A 19,074-nucleotide genomic window follows, 5' to 3' on the forward strand; every position below is an offset into this window, starting at 1 on the left:
GCGGCCAGGCTCCAACGCACCAAGGGGGAAGACATGCAGCTCGGTCTGGTCGGACTTGGCAAGATGGGCGGCAACATGCGTGACCGCCTGCGCGAGGCGGGCCACGACGTCGTCGGATACGACCGCAACCCGGAGCTCTCCGACGCCGAGAACCTGGCCGACCTCGTTGCCAAGCTGGAGGCGCCGCGCGCGGTGTGGGTGATGGTGCCCGCCGGCGTCACCGAGGCCACCATCGACGAGCTGGCTCCGTTGCTCAGCCCGGGTGACATCGTCATCGACGGCGGCAACTCGCGCTTCTCCGCCGACGGCCCGCGGGCCGAGCGGCTGAGCAAGCTCGGCATCGGCTACGTCGACTGCGGCGTGTCCGGTGGCGTGTGGGGCAAGGAGAACGGCTACGGCCTGATGGTCGGCGGCTCCGACGAGAACGTCGGCCGGCTCATGCCGATCTTCGAGACGCTCAAGCCCGAGGGCGAGTTCGGCTTCGTGCACGCCGGCCCGGTCGGCGCCGGCCACTACGCCAAGATGGTGCACAACGGCATCGAGTACGGCCTGATGCACGCCTACGCCGAGGGCTTCGAACTGCTGGAGGCCTCCGAGCTGGTGACCAACGTGCCCGGGGTGTTCCGGTCGTGGCGTGAGGGCACCGTCATCCGGTCCTGGCTGCTCGACCTGATGGACCTGGCGCTCACCGACGACGCGCACCTGGAGAAGCTGAAGGGCTACGCCGACGACACCGGCGAGGGCCGCTGGACCGTGGAAGAGGCCATCCGCCTCGCCGTGCCCATGCACGTCATCGCAGCCTCGCTGTTCGCCCGTTTCGAATCCCGCCAGGACGACTCCCCGGCCATGAAGGCGATCGCCGCGCTGCGCAACCAGTTCGGTGGACACGCCGTGCAGCAGGCCGGCTGAGTTGTACGTCAGAAGGCTCGAACTCGTCGACGTCCGCTCGTACCCACGGGTGGGCGTCGACCTCGAGCCGGGGCCGAACGTGCTGATCGGCCCGAACGGCGTCGGCAAGACCAACCTGGTCGAGGCGCTGGGCTACGTCGCCACGCTGGCCAGTCACCGGGTCTCCACCGACGCCCCGCTGGTGCGGGTGGGCGCGAGCACCGGCGTGATCCGCTGCGCGATCGTGCACGAGCGCCGCGAGTTGCTGGTCGAGCTGGAGATCGTGCCGGGCAAGGCCAACCGCGCCCGGCTCGGCCGGTCCCCGGCTCGCCGCCCTCGCGACATCCTCGGCGCGCTGCGGCTGGTGCTGTTCGCGCCCGAGGACCTGTCCCTGGTCCGCGGTGACCCCGACCAGCGGCGGCGCTACCTCGACGACCTGCTCACCGCCCGCCAGCCGCGGTTCGCCGCGGTGCGCGCCGACTACGACCGGGTGCTCAAGCAGCGCAACGCCCTGCTGCGCACCGCGTACCTCAGCCGCAAGGTCGGCGGTGCGCGCGGCGGCGACCTGAGCACCCTCGAAGTGTGGGACACCCACCTGGCCGAGCACGGCGCGCAACTGCTGCGCGCCCGCCTCAGCCTCGTCGAGCAGCTCGCGCCCTTCCTCGAGGACGCCTACCAGCAGGTCAGCGCAGGAGTCGGCAAGGCAGTCGCGGAATACCGCGCCTCGGTGCCCGAACCCACGCCCGAGGCCATGCTCGCCGCCCTCGCCGAGGTGCGCTCCGACGAGATCGCCAGAGGCACGACACTAGCCGGGCCGCACCGCGACGACCTGGTGCTCCGGCTCGGCGACCTGCCCGTGAAGGGCTACGCCAGCCACGGCGAGTCCTGGTCGTACGCGCTCGCCCTGCGGCTGGCCGGCTACAGCCTGCTCCGCGCCGACGGCATCGAACCGGTGCTGATCCTCGACGACGTCTTCGCCGAACTCGACACCGGCCGCCGCGAGCGGCTGGCGCAGCTCATCGGCGACGCCGCACAGGTGATCATCACGTGTGCGGTGGAGGCCGACGTGCCCACCGCCCTGCGTGGCGCCCGATACTTCGTGACACCCGGAGAGGTGAGCCGTGGCTGACGCCGTACCCCCGGGGGACCGGAACGGACCGGAACTGGCGCGGGCCGCACTCGACGCCGCGCTCAGGAAGCGTGCCGCACGCAACCAGGCCGCGGCGGAGGCGCGGGCCAAGGGCGACAGCCCCGGCACGCGTTACCGGCCGCGCGGCTATTCAGGCCCGGGCCCCGACCCGCGCGATCCGGCGAAGCTCGGCGACGTGCTGTCCCGATTGATGAAGGCGCGCGGCTGGCAGCGCCCGACGGCCGAGGCGACCGTGTTCGGCGAGTGGGAGAAGTGCGTCGGCCCCGACATCGCCGCACACAGCCGCCCGATCAAGCTGGAGAACGGCGAGCTGACCGTCGAAGCCGAGTCCACAGCCTGGGCGACCCAGCTCCGCCTGCTGGCTCGCACCATCCTCACCCGCATCGCCGGCACCGTCGGCAACAACGTCGTCACCAAACTCCACATCCACGGCCCCGCCGCCCCCTCCTGGTCCCACGGCCGCAAACGCGTCCGCGGCACCGGCCCCGGCGACACCTACGGCTGACCCACCCCCTCCTGCCCGAAGGAAGGGCACCTTCTTATCGCTATGCGTAGAGGAGGGTGCCCTTCTTAACGCGCCAGGCGCGCTGGGTGGGCTCGGCGGGCGATGATCGCTGTTTCGTGTCGGAATCTGCGGTCAGACCACACCTTTTGACCACAGACTGCGATCATCAGCCGAGCCGGAGCCGGAGCCGGAGCCGGTGGCGGAGCCGGTGGCGGTGGCGGAGCCGGTGGCGGTGGCGGTGGCGGAGCCGGTGGCGGTGGCGGTGGCGTATGGCCGCGAGCCGTCCGCAGGGCGGGGGTGGATCTATGGAACCCGGGTGGCGGGTGGGGCATCTGAAGGCCATGCGGAGACTGTGGGGACATTTCGCGGCGCTGATGGTGCTGACCTCGGTGCTGGTGGTCGGACCGTCGGGGACGGCGTGCGCATGCAGTTGCGCCGAGCCCGACCCGGTGGAGAACACGGCCTGGGCCGATCTGGTGTTCGTCGGGGTGGTGGTCGACATCGACCGGCCCGCGTTCAGCACGTCGACCGGGGATCTGATGACCGCCCGGCTCACCGTCGAGCAGGTGCGCAAGGGAACCGCGCAGGGCCCGGTCGAGGTGAAGACGGCGATGGAGGGGCCCAGTTGCGGCTTCGACTTCGTCGAGGGCAACCGCTACCTGGTCTACAGCCGGGAGGGTCAGACGAGCCTGTGCTCGGGCAACGAGCTGCTCGGGGCGGCACCGGAAGTGGAGCTGGAAGGCGACGTGCCGGTGGCCGCGCTGATCGGCGGCGGTGCGGTCCTGCTGGTCGCCGCGTTGGCGCTCTGGTGGGTGCTGCGCCGAAGGTCCGCACACCTGGCGTCCGGTCCGGCGGATGCCGGAGCCGGGCCTGCGGCGCAGACGGACCCCGGCCCCGCGAACGCCGGACACGACGGCGAGGCCGGGCCGGTCGGTCAGGACTCGGCGTAGACGGCGAACCCGCGGTCGGCGCAGCGGCGGTAGAACTGGGCGAGCACGGCGAACTCCGACAGCGGGAAGCTCCACTGCGGGTCGCCGTCGGTCTCCTCGCGCAGCGCGTCGAGGCGCTGTTCGAGCCACCGCAGCTGCTGCTCGGGGAGTCGGGAATCGGTCAGTGCGGCACGGAGCACCGCGGCGACGCTGTCGAACGAGACGGCGTCGCCGTGCGGCGCGTGACCCGCGACGAACTTCTCCAGGCCGCCCGCGATCCAGGCGCAGCCGTCGGGGTCGATGACCGGGTCCTCGTCCTCCTCGGCGGCCTCGGTGGCGTAGAGCACGCCCTTGAGCCCGAGGAGCAGATCGACGACCTCGGTGTACGCGGTCGCGCGGACCGTGCCGGTGCGCGCGATGTGACCTGCCAGGGCAGCGGTCGGCGCAGCGGTGGTCGGCAGTTCGGCCAGCTCGGCGAAGTCGACGAATTCCGCGGGCGCCACCGGGTCGTAGAAGCGGCCGGTGGCCGGCCACTGCACCGCGACGTTGTCCAGACCCATGTCAGCCTCTCGAGCGCTTGAGTTCCAGGCCGTGCGCAACTTACGGCATACGGGGGACATTGCGCGACCCTCTGAACCGGTGCTTCTGGGCCCGCTCGCCACCGGCCCTCAGGAGCGTCGCGTCCGTGGGGGGAGTTGCGACCGGAGGCTTTCGGGCGGCTACGGGGCTGCCAGGGCCTTGAAACGACGTTCTGTGGGTGCCGCGTGCGGCAGATGTCGGCACGACACAGTAGGATCGAGCGTGAGAGCAGAACACTGGGTGGACCGTGTACGCGACACCGGTGGGTTGTCCCGCACACCGCAGGTCCGCCCTGCGTTGCGCCGTGTGTCACCCCCGTCCCGCGTATGCCGATCCCGGCGAAGCCTGTCCCGGGTGCGTGGGTATACGGACGCGGCAGGCAGGACTTGGTTGTCGTCCCCGTCGCCTCGGGCGGCGGAGGAGGGATTGAGAGTGGCAACGCCGAAGCAGCAGAACAGTGAGTACACGGGTTCCTCGATCACCGTTCTCGAGGGCCTGGACGCGGTTCGCAAGCGTCCCGGCATGTACATCGGCTCCACCGGTGAGCGGGGCCTGCACCACCTCGTGTGGGAGGTGGTCGACAACTCCGTCGACGAGGCGCTCGCCGGGGTGTGTGACCTCATCTCCATCACGCTGACGGCCGACGGCGGGGTGCGGGTCTCCGATAACGGCCGCGGCATCCCGGTCGACATCCACCCCGTGGAGAAGCGGCCGACCGTCGAGGTCGTGATGACCGTGCTGCACGCGGGCGGCAAGTTCGACGGCAAGGCGTACGCGGTCTCCGGCGGTCTGCACGGCGTCGGCATCTCCGTGGTGAACGCCCTGTCGACGCGCATCGACCTGGAGATCCACAAGGACGGGTTCGTCTGGCGTCAGCGCTACGACCACTCCAAGCCCGGACCGCTGGAGAAGGGCGAGCCGACCAACCGCACCGGCACGACCACCACCTTCTACCCGGACCCGAACATCTTCGAGACGGTCGAGTTCAACTTCGAGACCATCTACCGCCGCGTGCAGGAGATGGCGTTCCTCAACCGGGGCCTGACCATCGCGCTGCGCGACGAGCGCGCGCTGGCCTCCGACGGCGAGGACGCCGAGGTCCGCGAGGTGACGTTCTGCTACAAGGGCGGCATCGCCGACTTCGTGCGGCACCTGAACAACACCAAGAGCCCCATTCACAAGTCGGTGGTCGAGTTCGACGCCGAGGGCGAGAACATGTCGCTCGAGATCGCGATGCAGTGGAACGAGTCCTACGGCGAGTCGGTCTACACCTTCGCGAACACGATCAACACCCACGAGGGCGGCACGCACGAGGAGGGCTTCCGGGCGGCGCTGACGACCATCATCAACAAGTACGGCGCCGACAAGAAGATCCTCAAGGGCGACGAGAAGCTCTCGGGTGAGGACATCCGCGAGGGTCTCGCCGCGATCATCTCGGTGAAGCTGGCCAACCCGCAGTTCGAGGGCCAGACCAAGACGAAGCTGGGCAACACCGAGGTCAAGAGCTTCGTGCAGAAGGCCTGCAACGAGTGGCTGGCGGACTGGCTGGAGCGCAATCCCGCCGACGCCAAGATGATCATCACGAAGGCCTCGCAGGCCGCCCGTGCTCGCATCGCCGCCGCGCAGGCGCGCAAGCTGGCCCGGCGCAAGTCGCTGCTGGAGTCCGGCTCGATGCCGGGCAAGCTGGCCGACTGCCAGTCCACCGACCCGAAGATGTGCGAGCTGTTCATCGTCGAGGGCGACTCGGCCGGCGGCTCGGCCAAGCAGGGCCGCGACCCCCGGGTGCAGGCCATCCTGCCGATCCGCGGCAAGATCCTGAACGTGGAGAAGGCGCGCATCGACAAGGTGCTGCGCAACAACGAGGTCCAGGCGCTGATCACCGCGCTGGGCACCGGCATCCACGACGACTTCGACATCGAGAAGCTGCGCTACCACAAGGTCGTGCTGATGGCCGACGCGGACGTCGACGGCCAGCACATCCAGACGCTGCTGCTGACGCTGCTGTTCCGCTTCATGCGCCCGCTGGTCGAGCTGGGGCACGTGTACCTCGCGTCGCCGCCCCTGTTCAAGATCAAGTGGAACAAGAAGGGCGACGACGCGCAGTACGCGTACTCCGACCGGGAGCGCGACGGCCTGATCCGGCTGCGTCAGGAGACCAAGCCGAACGCCAAGCCGGACGACATCCAGCGGTTCAAGGGTCTGGGTGAGATGAACTACCCGGAGCTGTGGGAGACCACGATGAACCCGGGTACCCGGACACTGCGTCAGGTGACCTTGGACGACGCGGCAACCGCAGACGAACTCTTCAGCGTGCTGATGGGCGAGGACGTTGAGGCACGCCGCTCGTTCATCCAGCGCAATGCGAAGGATGTCCGCTTCCTCGACATCTAGTCGAGGCTGGGCAACTAGTCCTGGAACGTGCCGACCTGTGGATAGACGAACTGTTTATCCACAGGTCGGGCCCTGATCCACAGCGTTATCCACAGCTTCCTCAGCTCCATACGCAGGAAAAGAGTTTTAAACAGTGAGCGAGACTCCTGACACTCAGCCGGAAGAGGTCGGCGTGCACGGCCGCATCGAGCCCGTCGGGCTCGAGGTGGAGATGCAGCGCTCGTACCTCGACTACGCCATGAGCGTCATCGTCGGCCGGGCGCTGCCGGACGTGCGCGACGGCCTCAAGCCGGTACACCGCAAGATCCTTTACGCGATGTACGACGGCGGCTTCCGCCCCGACCGCGGCTACTTCAAGTGCGCCCGCGTCGTCGGCGAGGTCATGGGTAACTACCACCCGCACGGCGACACCGCGATCTACGACTCCCTGGTGCGCATGGCGCAGCCGTGGTCGCTGCGCTACCCGCTGATCGACGGCAACGGCAACTTCGGCTCGCCGGGCAACGACCCCGCCGCCGCCATGCGGTACACCGAGTGCCGGCTGTTCCCGCTCGCGATGGAGCTGCTGCGCGACATCGACGAGGACACCGTCGACTTCATCCCGAACTACGACGGGCGCAACCAGGAGCCGACGATCCTGCCGGCCCGGTTCCCGAACCTGCTGGTCAACGGCTCCGAAGGCATCGCCGTCGGCATGGCCACCAAGATCCCGCCGCACAACCTGCGCGAGATCGGCAAGGCCGTGCAGTGGTGCCTGGACAACCCGGAGGCCGACGAGGCCGAGGTCCTGGAAGCCGCGCTGCAGATCGTCAAGGGCCCGGACTTCCCGACCCGCGGTCTGATCGTCGGCACCGGCACGATCGAGGAGGCGTACCGCACCGGGCGCGGCTCGATCCGCATGCGGGCCGTGGTCGAGGTCGAGGAGGACAAGAAGGGGCGCGCCTGCCTCGTCGTCACCGAGCTGCCGTACCAGGTCAACCCGGACAACCTCGCCGAGCGCGTGGCCGAGCTGGTCAAGGAGGGCAAGCTGGGCGGCATCGCCGACATCCGCGAGGAGTCGTCCGGCCGCACCGGCATGCGCCTGGTGCTCGTGCTCAAGCGCGACGCCGTGGCCAAGGTGGTGCTGAACAACCTCTACAAGCACACCCAGCTCCAGGAGACCTTCGGCGCGAACATGCTGGCGCTGGTCGACGGCGTGCCGCGCACGCTGAACCTCGCCCAGTTCCTGATGTACTACGTCAGCCACCAGATGGAGGTCATCCAGCGGCGGACGGCGTACCGGCTGCGCAAGGCCGAGGAGCGGGCCCACATCCTGCGCGGTCTGGTCAAGGCGCTGGACATGCTGGACGAGGTCATCGCCCTCATCCGCCGCGCGCCGAGCGCGGAGGAGTCCAAGACCGGCCTCATGGCGCTGCTCGACGTCGACGAGATCCAGGCGACCGCGATCCTCGACATGCAGCTGCGCCGCCTGGCCGCGCTGGAGCGTCAGAAGATCATCGACGAGCTGGCCCGGATCGAGCTCGAGATCGCCGACCTCAAGGACATCCTGGCCAAGCCCGAGCGGCAGCGGAAGATCATCTCCGACGAGCTCGGCGAGATCGTCGCCAAGTGGGGCGACGACCGGCGCACGAAGATCATCCCGTTCGACGGCGAGGTCTCCATGGAGGACCTCATCGCGCGCGAGGACGTCGTGGTGACCATCACCCGTACCGGGTACGCCAAACGGACAAAGGTTGACCTGTACCGCTCGCAGAAGCGGGGCGGCAAGGGCGTCTCCGGGGCCACGCTGCGCCAGGACGACATCGTCAGCCACTTCTTCGTCTGCTCCACGCACGACTGGATCCTGTTCTTCACGAACAAGGGACGGGTGTACCGCGCCAAGGCGTACGAGTTCCCCGAGGCCTCGCGCATCGCGAAGGGCCAGCACGTGGCGAACCTGCTCGCCTTCCAGCCCGACGAGCAGATCGCCCAGGTCATCGAGATCCAGAACTACGAGGTCGCGCCGTACCTGGTGCTGGCCACGAAGAACGGACTGGTCAAGAAGACCTCGCTCGCGGAGTTCGACTCCAACCGCAGCGGCGGCATCATCGCGATCAACCTGCGCGACGACGACGAGCTCGTCGGCGCAGCGCTGATCGCCGCGGAGGACGACCTGCTGCTCGTCAGCAAGCAGGCGCAGGCCATCCGCTTCAACGCCACCGACGACGCGCTGCGCCCCATGGGCCGTGCGACGTCGGGTGTCATCGGCATGCGCTTCGGCGACGGCGACGAGCTGCTGGCCATGGAGGTGGTCCGTGACGGCATGGACGTCCTCGTGGCGACCAACGGCGGCTATGCCAAGCGCACCCCGATCGACGAGTACCCCGTCCAGGGCCGGGGCGGAAAGGGCGTACTGACCGCAAAGATCACCGAACGCCGTGGCGGACTGGTGGGTGCGGTCGTTATCAGCCCGGAAGACGAGCTCTTCGCTATCACGAGTAACGGCGGAGTTATCCGAACTCCGGTGAAGCCCGTGCGGCGGACGCGCGATCGGAACACAATGGGTGTCAAGCTGATGGACCTCCCAGAAGGCGTAACCCTCGTCGCCATTGCCCGCAATGCCGATGAGCCGGACGAACAGGACTAGTGCATGACGGAGACACAGGCGATGTCGGAGACCGCGGGGGCTCCGGCGAGTCCGGTCGAGAAGGACGGCGGCGACGCCGCCTCGTCGACCGGCCGGGCGGCCGTAGGCCGCGCGACAGTCCCCGCTGATCAGTCCGAGCCGACCCCGGCCCGGTCCGCGACCGGGGGTGACGAGTCGGCCGGCAGCACCGCTGCTGCCGCCGCGACCACCACCGGCACCTTCACCCGGCCGGCGGGCATGCCCGTCCCGGATTCGGAGCCTACGGGCGCCATCGCGACCTCCGAGCGGCCGGCGACGGCCACCGGGCGGGCCGCGGCGGGCTCCTCGACGCTGCGCTCGGTGGTCAGCAGTGCCAGCGCCGGTGCGGTGCGTGTCACCGAAGCCGTGCGTGCGGCGCGGACCAGCGCCGGCTCGGCCGCCTCGCGCGGCCCGCGCCGGGCCCGGCTGAGCATCAAGCGCATCGACCCGTGGTCGGTCATGAAGTTCTCCTTCGCCGTGTCCTTCGTGCTCCTGGTCGTCATCGTGGTCGCCACCTCGGTGCTGTACCTGGCGCTGGACGCGATGGGCGTGTTCACCTCGCTGAACACGACCCTGGCCGACCTGTTCGCCTCGAACGGCAGCGCGGGCGACTTCCGCATCAGCGCCAGCGCGGTGATCGGGACATCGGCCATCCTGGGCGCGATCAACGTGGTGCTGTTCACCGCGCTGATGACCCTGGGCGCGTTCATCTACAACGTCTGTGCCGACCTGGTCGGCGGCGTCGAGATCACGCTCGCCGAGCGGGACTGACCTCACGCCACACCCACAGCGGTCCGCGGTTCGCCCACGGACCGCTGAGGTGTGCCCGCACCCCGCGCGGGCGCCGCTTCCAAGATCGCCGTTTGAGTTCAGAACCTGAGGTGAGCACGCAGGTTCCGACCTCAAACGGCGATCTTCGCTTTCCGCCGGCGACCGGGTCGGGACACGCCACGCGGGGAGGGGATACCGGTTTGGAAGTGGCGTCAGCGGTGCGGTAAGGTTCGTTGTCGCGCGGGGCTATAGCTCAGTCGGTTAGAGCGCAGAGCTGATAACTCTGAGGTCGCTGGTTCGATTCCAGCTAGCCCCACTCCCGAGCGTAAGGTGCTCATCATGTGGAAGAAGTTGCTGATCGTCGCCGGAGTCGGCGTGGCGGTCGCACTGGTCGCCAAGAAGCTCAAGGCGGCCAACGACGAGCGGGAACTGTGGCACGAGGCCACCACCGCACCGGATCTCCGCTGAGTCAGACGGGCCGAGCCCGTCCCTCGGGGCCTTAGCTCAATTGGCAGAGCACCGCCTTTGCAAGGCGGGGGTTAGGAGTTCGATTCTCCTAGGCTCCACCAGGAAAAACTAGGCTGTATCGACGGCTGCACTGCAGCCACCGGTACAGCCTAGAGTTTTTGGATCCACCTATTGGGGCTTCTTCTCGCCTTCCCTGCCTCGCCCATGATTCGATCGATGCCGTCCGCTGCGTCGCGTGCTCTTGCGGGCAGGACGTGGCCGTAGGTGTCGGCCGTGAGCCGGATCGTGGAGTGGCCGAGTAGGTCCATCACGGTCCGCCGTCCTGCCCGTCGTGGAGCAAGAACGTTGCGAAGGCATGCCGCAGGTCGTGTAGCCGGAGCCAGTCCAGCCCGGCCCGCTCTGCGGCGGGCTGCTGACCGTCGTATCTGCGTCCGACCAGCCGACCTGCACCGACATCTGGGAAGGCAACTGAGTCAGACGTGCGACATGCACCGCGGGTTGGCCAGAAGCGGCACGAAGTGCGTGGCGTACACCGAGTGGTAGCCGATGGCGAAGGTGCCCGCGGCCGGGGCCCATGTGCCGTACGCCCGGTAGGCCGCGGTGGCGCGGGCTGCGATGTCGGGCGTGGCCGGGGTGTCCCAGGTGCGGCGGACGCGGCCGAGGCGGGTGTCCATCCAATCGGGCGGCTCCACGTAGTAGCGCAGGTCGCCGAACCGTCCAGGGCTGGAAAGCCGCAGTGCGCGGCAGGCCGCCCCGGCGGCGACGTGGTCGCGGTGGTAGTCGAACACGTCGCTGTGCACGCGCAGCGCCACGGGCGCGCCCGGCGCGATCCGGTCGGCCGCGGACAGCACGGCGAGCCGCGCGGCAGCCACTGTCACCGCGCCGTCGGGCAGCAGCGCCCGGTGCAGCGTGAGCCGGCCGGGCAGCCCGGACGACAGCGCGGCGACGGCGTTGCGCGCCTCGGTGACGCGGGCCGCGGCCATGGTCGCGGCCGTGAACGGGGCGTAGCCCTCCACGGCGGGCCGGTGCAGGCTGCCCCACCAGGGGGACAGCACGGTGCCGTTGAGCACCGCCAGCGCGCCGGAGCGCTCACCGTCGGTCAGTAGCAGCACGTGCACGTCACGCCCGGCCGCGCAAGCCTCCGCGATGGCGACGCTCATGGCCAGGGTCTCGTCATCAGGGTGGGCGGCCACGAACAGTATCGGCGGGGCGGTGGCGGCCGAGGCCGAGGCCGCGCGCGGCAGGGCCAGCGCGGAAGCGACGCCGAGCACGGCGCCGGTGCGCATGAGGGTACGGCGGTTCACGGGGTCAGCTCCAGTACGTCAGGGGAGGATCGTGAGCGTAACCGCCGCACCCCCACCCGCGCCGCCCCGCGTCCGCGAGCAGGTACGCCGCAGGCGCCATGGTGAGGTTGGCGGCCTCGGCGACGGCGGCGCGCCGGTTACGGCCGAACGACCGGTGGCACTGGTTCCGCAGTCGTCCAGCAGCCGCGGACCGATCGGCATCGGCGTGGCCGTCGTGGTGCTCGCCCTGCTGGGCCTGGGCGGCGCGCTCTTCGTCCGGCGCTCGCGCAGAACCACGACCGACCAGAACGCGGACGGCTGAGCGTCGGCCCGGCGTCAGAACCGTCCGCCGGGCGATGGCCTGTTTTCACACCGTCTCGGCGAACGTGTCATCGGAAATCATCCGAATCACCGGTAGCAAAAAGTTGACAGTTGATTCTAGAGTCAGGACCTGCGCCGCCCTGGAGCCGATTAGACCGGCTGCTACGTGGGACTGGTTCGGCGCACATCAAAGGGAGTTCCCCCTTGTCTGCACGACCCCTCAAAAAACCGATGGCTGCTGCCTCGGTGCTGGCCGTCGGCGCGCTCACCGCGCTCGGCCTGCCGGCGACCTCAGCCAACGCCAGCTACCCGGGCACCGGCAGCGTGCTGACCGCTGCCTCCGGGTACAGCATCACTGTCCAGGGCGGCGGCACCTTCACGCCCTCGAACGAGTACGTCAGCGGCGTCGACAGCGTCGCCTGGTCGCCGGACGGCAGCCGCGCGGTGTTCGCCAGCCACCAGGGCGAAATCGCGACCATGCGGTTCGACGACGACACCGACATCTGGTACGTCGAGGACGCGGAACCCTCCGTGGAGCGGCGTCAGGTGACCTGGCGGGGTGCCGGTTCGGTCGCCTGGGCCGAGCGGGACTCCGGCGGCGTGCACCGCATCATGGGCGACACCTCGTCCTACGGCTGGACCCCCTGGCAGATCACGCCGGACGACGGCGCCGAATACACGAACCCGGACGGCGCTCTCGACGGCCGGCTCGTGTACCAGCGGGGCGCCAACGCGGTGGTCCTGCACGACTTCACCCTCGGCGACACTGCTGCTGAGCAGCAGATCTCCCTCATCGCCAACGCGGCGAACCCGGCCTTCTCGCCTGACGGCACCAAGGTCGCGTTCGTTCGTGCCGGCAACATCTGGGTGCTGACGATCAACGAGGTGTCGGACACCGCGGACGACGAGTTCCTCCAGATCACCACCTCCGGGTCGGACGACAACCCGACCTGGTCGCCCAACGGCCAGACGCTGGCCTTCAGCAACAGCGGCTCGGTGAAGACCGTTCCGGCCGCGGGTGGCACCGCCACCAGCGCCGGTATCACCGGGATCCCCGCGTACCGGCCGGGCAAGCAGAACAAGGTGGTCCGGCTCGCCGGCGCGAACCGGTTCGGCACCGCCGTGTCGGTGTCGAAGTCGCTGTGGGCGGACGGTGCCGCCCAGTCGGTGACGCTGTCGCGCTCCGACAACTTCGCCGACGCGCTGGGTGGTTCGGCGCTGGCCGCGGCCAAGCAGGGTCCGCTGCTGATGACCCCGCCGACCGTGTTCAACGTGGACACCAAGGCCGAGATCATCCGCGTGCTGGGTCCCGGCACGGGCAAGATGGTCTACATCCTGGGTGACGTCGGCGCCGTGTCGGCCTCGACCGAGGCCCAGATCAAGAGCCTGGGTTACAACGTGACCCGTCTGGGCGGCGCCAACCGGTACTCGACTTCGGTCAAGATCGCTGAGGCGATCACGCCGGACCCGGACTACGTGCTCGCCGCGACCGGTAAGAACTTCCCGGACGCGCTCGCCGCGGGTGCCGCCGCCGGTTCGTACAACATGCCCGGCAGCAACCGCTCGGCTGTGGTCGTGCTGACCAACGACGGCGTTCTGCCGGCGGACACCAAGGCGTACGTGGACGCGGCGCTGGCTGACTCGTCGGCTCCCACCGAGATCTTCGGCATCGGCGGCCAGGCCGTCCAGGCCATGTCGTCGGTCCCCGCCTACCAGTCCGTGCTCATGGAGCTGAACGGCGACAGCCGTTACGAGACCGCGCTGTACGTCGGCCAGGTCTTCTTCGCCGGCTCGCGGGTCGCCGGTGTCGCGGTCGGCACGAACTGGCCGGACGCTCTGGCCGGTGGCGCGATGATGGCGACGCTCAACGGTCCGCTGCTGCTGACCCCGGGCAACAACCTGAACATCGAAACCGCGTGGCACCTCGACGTCAGCAGCGGTTCGATCGACACGGGTTACGTGTTCGGTGACGTCGGCGTCGTGAGCAACACCGTCGCGACCCAGATCGGTACCTGGATCAGCGCGAACAACTACACGCAGTCGAGCAACCCGGCCGCGATCAACGCGCTGGCCATGCGCAGCCTGAACCCGTCCGCCGCGGCGAACGGCAACCTGCGCAGCACGGCTGAGATCAAGGCGGCCGCGGGCGAGCTCCCGACCCGCGACCAGCACTGAGCACAGATCAACTGATCACTGATGGGTCCGGCTCCGCAGGGAGCCGGGCCCATCATCGTTTTGCGCGACCGGAAAATGAGGTTGCCTCGCCGACACGGTCGCCAATACGGTATGCCCACACCAAGAACGACACCGCAGGAATACGGACCGGAGACAGACATGAGCGCCTTCTCGAACGCGATGCACCGGCTGACGCCGTGCGTCGAGAAGACCATGCCCGCCGCCGCCCGACGCGGTGGGCGTTATGGCTGGGAACTCGTCCCCGGACGAGGCGGATGGTGCTGAGCAAGCACCATGACAAGCGGCTGACGCCGCCCGCCTCCGGACTCGGAAGCGGGCGGCGTTCTCGTTTTACGGCATGACCGAGCAGCGAAGACAGCGTGAAGCCCCGGCTCCGGCCGGTGGTGTCGCACCTTGAGAACTCCACAGTGGATGACTTATCAGAAAGCGCGTCGCATGCAGCGGCGCAGCGGTCGATTCGGCTATGGGTAGGCCTCCGCGCTCTCGACGCGGGAAAGCGGGTTCGAGTCCCGCATCGACTACGCAATGAAGGAAGCTCGCGGTTGTCGCACAACGGCAGTGCGCTGCCTCGCCATGGCAGAGATCCGGGTTCGACTCCCGGCTACCGCTCCACATCCATCACAGCATTCCCAGGAGGTGACCCGATGAACGCAGTACTCGTCCTCAACGCCGACCTCGGCCCGCTCCACCGGGTCAGCCTGCGTCACGCCCTGCGCATGCTGTGGCGGCAGGTCGCGGTGGTGCACGAGGCGGAGCCCGATCAGGCCATCGGTGTGTGGCCGATGCCCAAGGTGGTGCGGCTGGTCAGCTACGTGGTGACCCGCTGGCGCTACAACGGCGGGCCGGCCTGGTCGCGGCGCGGCGTGCTCGCCCGTGACCAGCACCGGTGCGCCTACTGCGGCGGCCCGGCGTACACCATCGACCATGTCCTGCCCAGCTCCCGGGGCGGGCGCAACAGCTGGCTCAACACGGTGGCCGCCTGTGGCGGCTGCAACCAGCGCAAGGGTGACCGTACGCCCGCCGAGGCGCGGATGCCGCTGCGGTTCCACCCGTCGGCGCCGTCCTGGACGGTGCTGGCCAAGCGCTGACGCGAGCTGCGGGACCACGGGGCCCGCAGCTCGCCGGGCTGCGGATGGGGGTCCGCAGCCTGCACAAGGGCCCATAGCTCATCTGGTAGAGCGCCGCTCTTGCAAAGCGGAGGCGGCCGGTTCGACTCCGGCTGGGTCCACGGTTCCACCCGCCCTGATGGCGCAACTGGACAGCGCACCGGTCTACGAAGCCGGGGGTTGCAGGTTCGAATCCTGCTCAGGGCACGCGGTACAGCACGGGATGTGGCGCAGCCAGGTAGCGCGCTGCACTGGGGGTGCAGAGGTCGTCGGTTCGAATCCGGCCATCCCGACCAGCAAGTCCACGGCGCGGTGGACGAACGGAAGAGTCACCCGCCTTTCAAGCGGGAGTGTTGCGGGTTCGAATCCCGTCCGCGCTGCTCGAAAAAGCAACACCACGCGGATGCGCCGACGTTGGAGAGTCGGGCCCGGCTGTAACCCGGGTGCCCTGCGCGCAGAGAGTTCGAATCTCTCCATCCGCACTTTCACGGCTTCGTGGCGTTCCGGGTGGGGCGCTCCGTCTGCAAAACGGATGAACTCGGGTTCGACTCCCGGCGAGGCCTCTGACTACGTCATCCACTGTGGGTTCCCGTCGCTCGGTTATCGTGCGGGGGTGGCAACGACCGGGCGGCTCTAATGATCACAAAAGTCGATGTGGCCGATGCGGCAGCCCGCATCGCCGGGCGTTTCCGGCGTACGCCGCTGGCGCCTGTCGAGCCGGGCGGCCTGTTCGGCACGACCTGGCTCAAGTGCGAGTACATGCAGCACACCGGCAGTTTCAAGGCGCGTGGTGCGCTCAACCGGGTGCTCGCGGCGCAGCAGGCCGGCGAGCTGGATCCGGCGGTGGGCGTCGTCGCCGCATCGGGCGGCAACGCAGGGCTGGCGGTCGCGTACGCGGCCCGCACCTGTGGAGTCCCGGCGACGATCTTCGTGCCGGCGACGGCCCCGGCGTTCAAAGTCGACAAGCTGCGCGGCCTCGGTGCCCGGGTGGAGCAGCACGGCACCGAGTACGCGATGGCGTACGAGGCCGCTGTGAAGCATGCCGCCGACACGGGAGCGGTCTACTGCCATGCGTACGACCAGGCGGAGATGGTCGCCGGGGCCGGGACCATCGGGCTGGAGCTGCTGGCCGACATCCCCGGCGGTTTCGACACGGTGCTGGTCGCGGTCGGCGGCGGCGGGTTGATGGCCGGGATCGCGACGGCGCTGGCGGGCCAGGCCCGGGTGGTCGGCGTCGAGCCCGAACTCGCACCGAGCCTGCATGCGGCGCTGTCCGCCGGACAGCCGGTGGATGTCGCGGTGTCCGGGGTCGCGGCCGACTCGCTGGGCGCGCGCCGCGTCGGCGACATCGCGTACGCGGTCGCGAGGCGCGACGGTGTGCGCAGCGTGCTGGTGAGCGACGCCGACATCGTGGCCGCGCGGCGCGCGCTGTGGGCCGACCGGCGCATCGTGCTCGAACACGGTGCCGCCGCCGCTCTGGCCGCCCTCAGCGGCGGCGCCTACCGCCCTGCCGACGGCGAGCGCGTCGTCGTCATCGCCTGCGGCGCCAACACCGACCCCGCCGACCTCTGACCCCGGTCAGAAGACCTGGGTGAAGTATTCGCGGCTGAGGATGCGGAAGTAGATCCAGGACGGGAGTTTGTCGTAGGCCGGCTGGACCGCCTGCAGGACGGTGACCTGGCTGACGTGGGCGTCCAGGGCGGCGCGCTTCTCGCTCGCCACGCTGTCGATGGTCATGGCGACCGTCGGCTCCGGTAGGCCCTGCGCCGGGTCGGTCGGGTACATGTCGCGGAAGGTGGGGGACAGGTCCTTCGCCACCGAGATCATCGACTCGGGCAGGGTGGCCTGGTAGAAGTGCTTGACCGGGAAGTCGGGCGCGTGCCGCCGGTTGTTCAGCACGGTCTTGACCCAGACCCCGACCTGCGCGTGGTCCGGGTGGCCGTAGAAGCCGACCCGGTCATCGAAGCTGATCACGACGCTGGGCCGGTACTCGTCGATCAGGTTCGAGATGGTCTGCTGCGCCTTGGCGGCGTCGGCAGCGGGCAGCCCGCTGTCGCGGAAGTCGAACAGCTCGACATTGTCCGCCCCGAGCACCTTGCCGGCGTTGTCCGCCTCGGCCGTACGACGCTCCGCGAGATCGGACAGCGACACCTTGGGCACATCCGCCGCCTCGCCGCGGGTGAGGTACGCGATGGTGATCTCGGCGTCGGCCTCCTCGCTCATCCGGCGCAGCGAGCCCGCCACGGTGATCTCGTCGTCGGGGTGCGCGAAGACCGCGAGCAGCCGCTTCGGCGCGCTTTCCGGGAAAAGGCTGTCGGTCAACGGCACCGAGGTGTCGTTGACGTACCGGTTGAGGCCGAAGACCGTGACCGCCGGCAGGACCAGCACAGCTGCCAGCACCGACAGGAGGATCTTGTTTCGCCGGGTGACGCGCATGTGCTGTTCCGTTCCGAGGGGGTGGGCGGAACCGCTGCCCCGGCGGGCCGGACGGCCGCGCCCGGACCAGCCCAGCTCCGGTCGGACCACCTTAATAGGTGTTCAGACTCCCTCGTCAGCGGGCCGGGCCGCGGTAGCGCAGGAAGGCGGGCACGGCCAGGGCGAGCGCGGTCATCGCGACGATCACGAGCACGCCGCCGCCCGCCACCGCGGCGCTCGCGCCGGCCACCGGCACCGCGACCCCGTGCAGCAGGTCCGCCAGCCGGGGCCCGCCCGCCACCACGACGGTGTGCATGCCCTGCATCCGGCCGCGCATCTCGTCGGTCGCCGCGGCCTGCAGGATCGCGCCGCGGAACACCATGGAGACCATGTCGGCGACGCCGGCGAGGCCGAGGAACACCACGGCCAGCCACAGTGAGCTGCTCATGCCGAAGCCGGCGATGGCCGCACCCCAGGCGCAGACCGCGATGACCACCATCAGGCCGTGCCGGCGTACGTGCGAGAAGACGCCCGACAGCAGGCCGCCCAGCAGGGCGCCGATCGGCACCGCGGCGTAGAGCATGCCGAGCGCGAAGTTCTCGTTCACGCCGGGAAAAGCGGTGTCGGCGAGCTGCGGGAACAGCGCTCGCGGCATGCCGAAGACCATGGCGACGACGTCTGCGGCCATGGAGACCATGAGCAGCCGGTGGGTGGCCAGGTAGCGGAAGCCCGCCAGGATGTCGCCGAGCCCGGCCCGGCGGGCGACGCCGGACAGCGGGGGCAGCGACGGCAGCCGCCACACGGCGTACAGCGCGGCGCACAGCGCGATGGCGTCGAACAGGTACAGCAGGGGCAGTCCGAGCAGCGGGATCAGGGCTCCGGCCAGCATCGGGCCGGCGATCTGCCCGCCCTGCATCACGGTCGAGTTGAGCGCTCCGGCGGCGGGCAGCTCCGCGGCGGGCACCAGCCGGGCGACCGAGGCGGTGCGGGCCGGCATGTTCATGCCGAACAGCGCCTGCTGCACCGCGACCAGTACCAGCAGCAGCGGGATGGACCGCACGTCCAGCGCCGCCTGCAGCCAGAAGGCCACGCACAGCAGGGCGATGCCCGAGTTCGTGAACAGCAGCATCCGGCGGCGGTCGACGGTGTCCGCGATCGCGCCGCCCCACAGCGCGAAGATGATCAGCGGGGCGAGCCCGGCGATGCTGGCGATGCCGACCCAGACCGAGGAGCCGGTCATGTCGTAGATCTGCTTGGGCACCGCGACCGCGGTCAGCTGGCTGCCCAGGGCGGTCACGATGGTCGAGGTCCAGAGCCGCCGGTACGGTCGGTGCCGCAGCGGCCGGGTGTCCATGAAGAACCGGCGACGCTGCGCGGGAACGGCCGCTCCTGGTTCGGCCTGCTTCTCGGCTACCTCGCTCACGGGCA

16 protein-coding genes and 10 tRNA genes are annotated in these 19,074 nt (G+C 69.5%); 22 read left to right on the plus strand and 4 right to left on the minus strand.

Annotated features, from left to right (window positions below):
* Window positions 1-33: 33 nt before the first annotated feature.
* The 4 genes from gnd (at window position 34) to F6W97_RS06800 (ending at window position 3,493) form a co-directional block, all read left to right on the plus strand.
* Window positions 34-909 carry a phosphogluconate dehydrogenase (NAD(+)-dependent, decarboxylating) gene (gene gnd, locus F6W97_RS06785; RefSeq protein WP_155369255.1) on the plus strand — a complete coding sequence of 292 codons (876 nt, stop codon included), beginning with the start codon at window positions 34-36 and terminating at the stop codon, window positions 907-909.
* Between the two features lies 1 nt (window position 910).
* On the plus strand, window positions 911-2,017 hold the full coding sequence (gene recF / locus F6W97_RS06790) for a DNA replication/repair protein RecF (protein WP_155369256.1): 1,107 nt from the start codon (window positions 911-913) through the stop codon (window positions 2,015-2,017).
* Complete coding sequence (locus F6W97_RS06795) at window positions 2,010-2,543, plus strand: DciA family protein (protein ID WP_155369257.1); 534 nt, start codon at window positions 2,010-2,012, stop codon at window positions 2,541-2,543. The genes recF and F6W97_RS06795 overlap by 8 nt, the downstream gene beginning before the upstream one ends.
* Before the next feature lie 341 nt (window positions 2,544-2,884).
* A complete protein-coding gene (locus tag F6W97_RS06800; RefSeq protein WP_155369258.1) occupies window positions 2,885-3,493 on the plus strand; it encodes a hypothetical protein in 609 nt (202 codons plus the stop codon).
* Here F6W97_RS06800 and F6W97_RS06805 read toward each other — a convergent pair.
* Window positions 3,478-4,032 carry a hypothetical protein gene (locus F6W97_RS06805; RefSeq protein WP_155369259.1) on the minus strand — a complete coding sequence of 185 codons (555 nt, stop codon included), beginning with the start codon at window positions 4,030-4,032 and terminating at the stop codon, window positions 3,478-3,480. The two genes, F6W97_RS06800 and F6W97_RS06805, sit on opposite strands and share 16 nt — an antisense overlap.
* 451 nt (window positions 4,033-4,483) lie before the next feature.
* Here F6W97_RS06805 and gyrB point away from each other — a divergent pair, with 451 nt between their 5' ends.
* The 6 genes from gyrB (at window position 4,484) to F6W97_RS06830 (ending at window position 10,426) form a co-directional block, all read left to right on the plus strand.
* Complete coding sequence (gene gyrB, locus F6W97_RS06810; protein WP_230686459.1) at window positions 4,484-6,442, plus strand: DNA topoisomerase (ATP-hydrolyzing) subunit B; 1,959 nt, start codon at window positions 4,484-4,486, stop codon at window positions 6,440-6,442.
* Window positions 6,443-6,575: 133 nt separating this feature from the next.
* A complete protein-coding gene (gyrA, locus tag F6W97_RS06815) occupies window positions 6,576-9,068 on the plus strand; it encodes a DNA gyrase subunit A (RefSeq protein ID WP_155369261.1) in 2,493 nt (830 codons plus the stop codon).
* Window positions 9,069-9,071: 3 nt separating this feature from the next.
* Window positions 9,072-9,857: a DUF3566 domain-containing protein gene (locus F6W97_RS06820; RefSeq protein WP_155369262.1), complete on the plus strand. Its 786-nt coding sequence runs from the start codon at window positions 9,072-9,074 to the stop codon at window positions 9,855-9,857.
* Window positions 9,858-10,099: 242 nt separating this feature from the next.
* Window positions 10,100-10,173: transfer RNA gene (locus F6W97_RS06825), tRNA-Ile, on the plus strand.
* 23 nt (window positions 10,174-10,196) lie between these two features.
* Window positions 10,197-10,325 (plus strand): DLW-39 family protein, encoded by a 129-nt coding sequence (locus tag F6W97_RS40495; protein ID WP_230686460.1) that lies wholly within the window; start codon window positions 10,197-10,199, stop codon window positions 10,323-10,325.
* A 25-nt stretch (window positions 10,326-10,350) separates the two neighbouring features.
* Window positions 10,351-10,426, plus strand: a tRNA-Ala gene (locus F6W97_RS06830).
* A gap of 372 nt (window positions 10,427-10,798) precedes the next feature.
* Here F6W97_RS06830 and F6W97_RS06835 read toward each other — a convergent pair.
* The gene (locus F6W97_RS06835; protein WP_155369263.1) at window positions 10,799-11,629 is read right to left on the minus strand and encodes a PIG-L deacetylase family protein; all 831 of its coding nucleotides are present in this window, start codon (window positions 11,627-11,629) and stop codon (window positions 10,799-10,801) included.
* Between the two features lie 31 nt (window positions 11,630-11,660).
* On the opposite strand from F6W97_RS06835, the gene F6W97_RS06840 reads away from it, so the two are divergent.
* From F6W97_RS06840 to F6W97_RS06895, 12 genes are all read left to right on the plus strand, one after another.
* Complete coding sequence (locus tag F6W97_RS06840) at window positions 11,661-11,930, plus strand: hypothetical protein (protein ID WP_155369264.1); 270 nt, start codon at window positions 11,661-11,663, stop codon at window positions 11,928-11,930.
* Between the two features lie 203 nt (window positions 11,931-12,133).
* Complete coding sequence (locus F6W97_RS06845; protein WP_155369265.1) at window positions 12,134-14,104, plus strand: cell wall-binding repeat-containing protein; 1,971 nt, start codon at window positions 12,134-12,136, stop codon at window positions 14,102-14,104.
* A gap of 471 nt (window positions 14,105-14,575) precedes the next feature.
* Window positions 14,576-14,646 (plus strand) — tRNA-Glu (locus F6W97_RS06850).
* 17 nt (window positions 14,647-14,663) lie between these two features.
* Window positions 14,664-14,737: transfer RNA gene (locus tag F6W97_RS06855), tRNA-Gly, on the plus strand.
* Window positions 14,738-14,769: 32 nt separating this feature from the next.
* A complete protein-coding gene (locus tag F6W97_RS06860; RefSeq protein ID WP_155369266.1) occupies window positions 14,770-15,213 on the plus strand; it encodes an HNH endonuclease in 444 nt (147 codons plus the stop codon).
* Between the two features lie 67 nt (window positions 15,214-15,280).
* Window positions 15,281-15,353 (plus strand) — tRNA-Ala (locus F6W97_RS06865).
* Between the two features lie 11 nt (window positions 15,354-15,364).
* Window positions 15,365-15,438 (plus strand) — tRNA-Arg (locus tag F6W97_RS06870).
* Between the two features lie 12 nt (window positions 15,439-15,450).
* A tRNA-Pro gene (locus F6W97_RS06875) sits at window positions 15,451-15,527 on the plus strand.
* Window positions 15,528-15,537: 10 nt separating this feature from the next.
* A tRNA-Glu gene (locus F6W97_RS06880) sits at window positions 15,538-15,611 on the plus strand.
* A gap of 19 nt (window positions 15,612-15,630) precedes the next feature.
* Window positions 15,631-15,713: transfer RNA gene (locus tag F6W97_RS06885), tRNA-Tyr, on the plus strand.
* A gap of 7 nt (window positions 15,714-15,720) precedes the next feature.
* Window positions 15,721-15,794 (plus strand) — tRNA-Cys (locus F6W97_RS06890).
* Window positions 15,795-15,867: 73 nt separating this feature from the next.
* Window positions 15,868-16,803, plus strand: a complete 936-nt coding sequence (locus tag F6W97_RS06895) for a threonine/serine dehydratase (protein ID WP_155369267.1) — start codon at window positions 15,868-15,870, stop codon at window positions 16,801-16,803.
* Window positions 16,804-16,809: 6 nt separating this feature from the next.
* Here F6W97_RS06895 and F6W97_RS06900 read toward each other — a convergent pair whose 3' ends face one another.
* Both F6W97_RS06900 and F6W97_RS06905 read right to left on the minus strand, forming a co-directional pair.
* Window positions 16,810-17,667 carry a PIG-L deacetylase family protein gene (locus F6W97_RS06900; RefSeq protein ID WP_155369268.1) on the minus strand — a complete coding sequence of 286 codons (858 nt, stop codon included), beginning with the start codon at window positions 17,665-17,667 and terminating at the stop codon, window positions 16,810-16,812.
* A 115-nt stretch (window positions 17,668-17,782) separates the two neighbouring features.
* Window positions 17,783-19,069, minus strand: a complete 1,287-nt coding sequence (locus F6W97_RS06905) for an MFS transporter (protein ID WP_230686461.1) — start codon at window positions 19,067-19,069, stop codon at window positions 17,783-17,785.
* Window positions 19,070-19,074 lie beyond the last annotated feature (5 nt).

This window comes from Catellatospora vulcania, from assembly GCF_009720385.1.
Lineage (GTDB): Bacteria > Actinomycetota > Actinomycetes > Mycobacteriales > Micromonosporaceae > Catellatospora > Catellatospora vulcania.

What these genes read in the sequence shown, in the direction of transcription:
- F6W97_RS06820 (WP_155369262.1), top strand. Translation starts at nt 9,072, where the DNA reads ATGACGGAGACACAGGCGATGTCGGAGACCGCGGGGGCTCCGGCGAGT.
- F6W97_RS06860 (WP_155369266.1), top strand. Translation starts at nt 14,770, where the DNA reads ATGAACGCAGTACTCGTCCTCAACGCCGACCTCGGCCCGCTCCACCGG.
- F6W97_RS06895 (WP_155369267.1), top strand. Translation starts at nt 15,868, where the DNA reads ATGATCACAAAAGTCGATGTGGCCGATGCGGCAGCCCGCATCGCCGGG.
- F6W97_RS06900 (WP_155369268.1), bottom strand. Translation starts at nt 17,667, where the DNA reads ATGCGCGTCACCCGGCGAAACAAGATCCTCCTGTCGGTGCTGGCAGCT.
- F6W97_RS06800 (WP_155369258.1), top strand. Translation starts at nt 2,885, where the DNA reads ATGCGGAGACTGTGGGGACATTTCGCGGCGCTGATGGTGCTGACCTCG.
- gnd (WP_155369255.1), top strand. Translation starts at nt 34, where the DNA reads ATGCAGCTCGGTCTGGTCGGACTTGGCAAGATGGGCGGCAACATGCGT.
- F6W97_RS40495 (WP_230686460.1), top strand. Translation starts at nt 10,197, where the DNA reads ATGTGGAAGAAGTTGCTGATCGTCGCCGGAGTCGGCGTGGCGGTCGCA.
- F6W97_RS06805 (WP_155369259.1), bottom strand. Translation starts at nt 4,032, where the DNA reads ATGGGTCTGGACAACGTCGCGGTGCAGTGGCCGGCCACCGGCCGCTTC.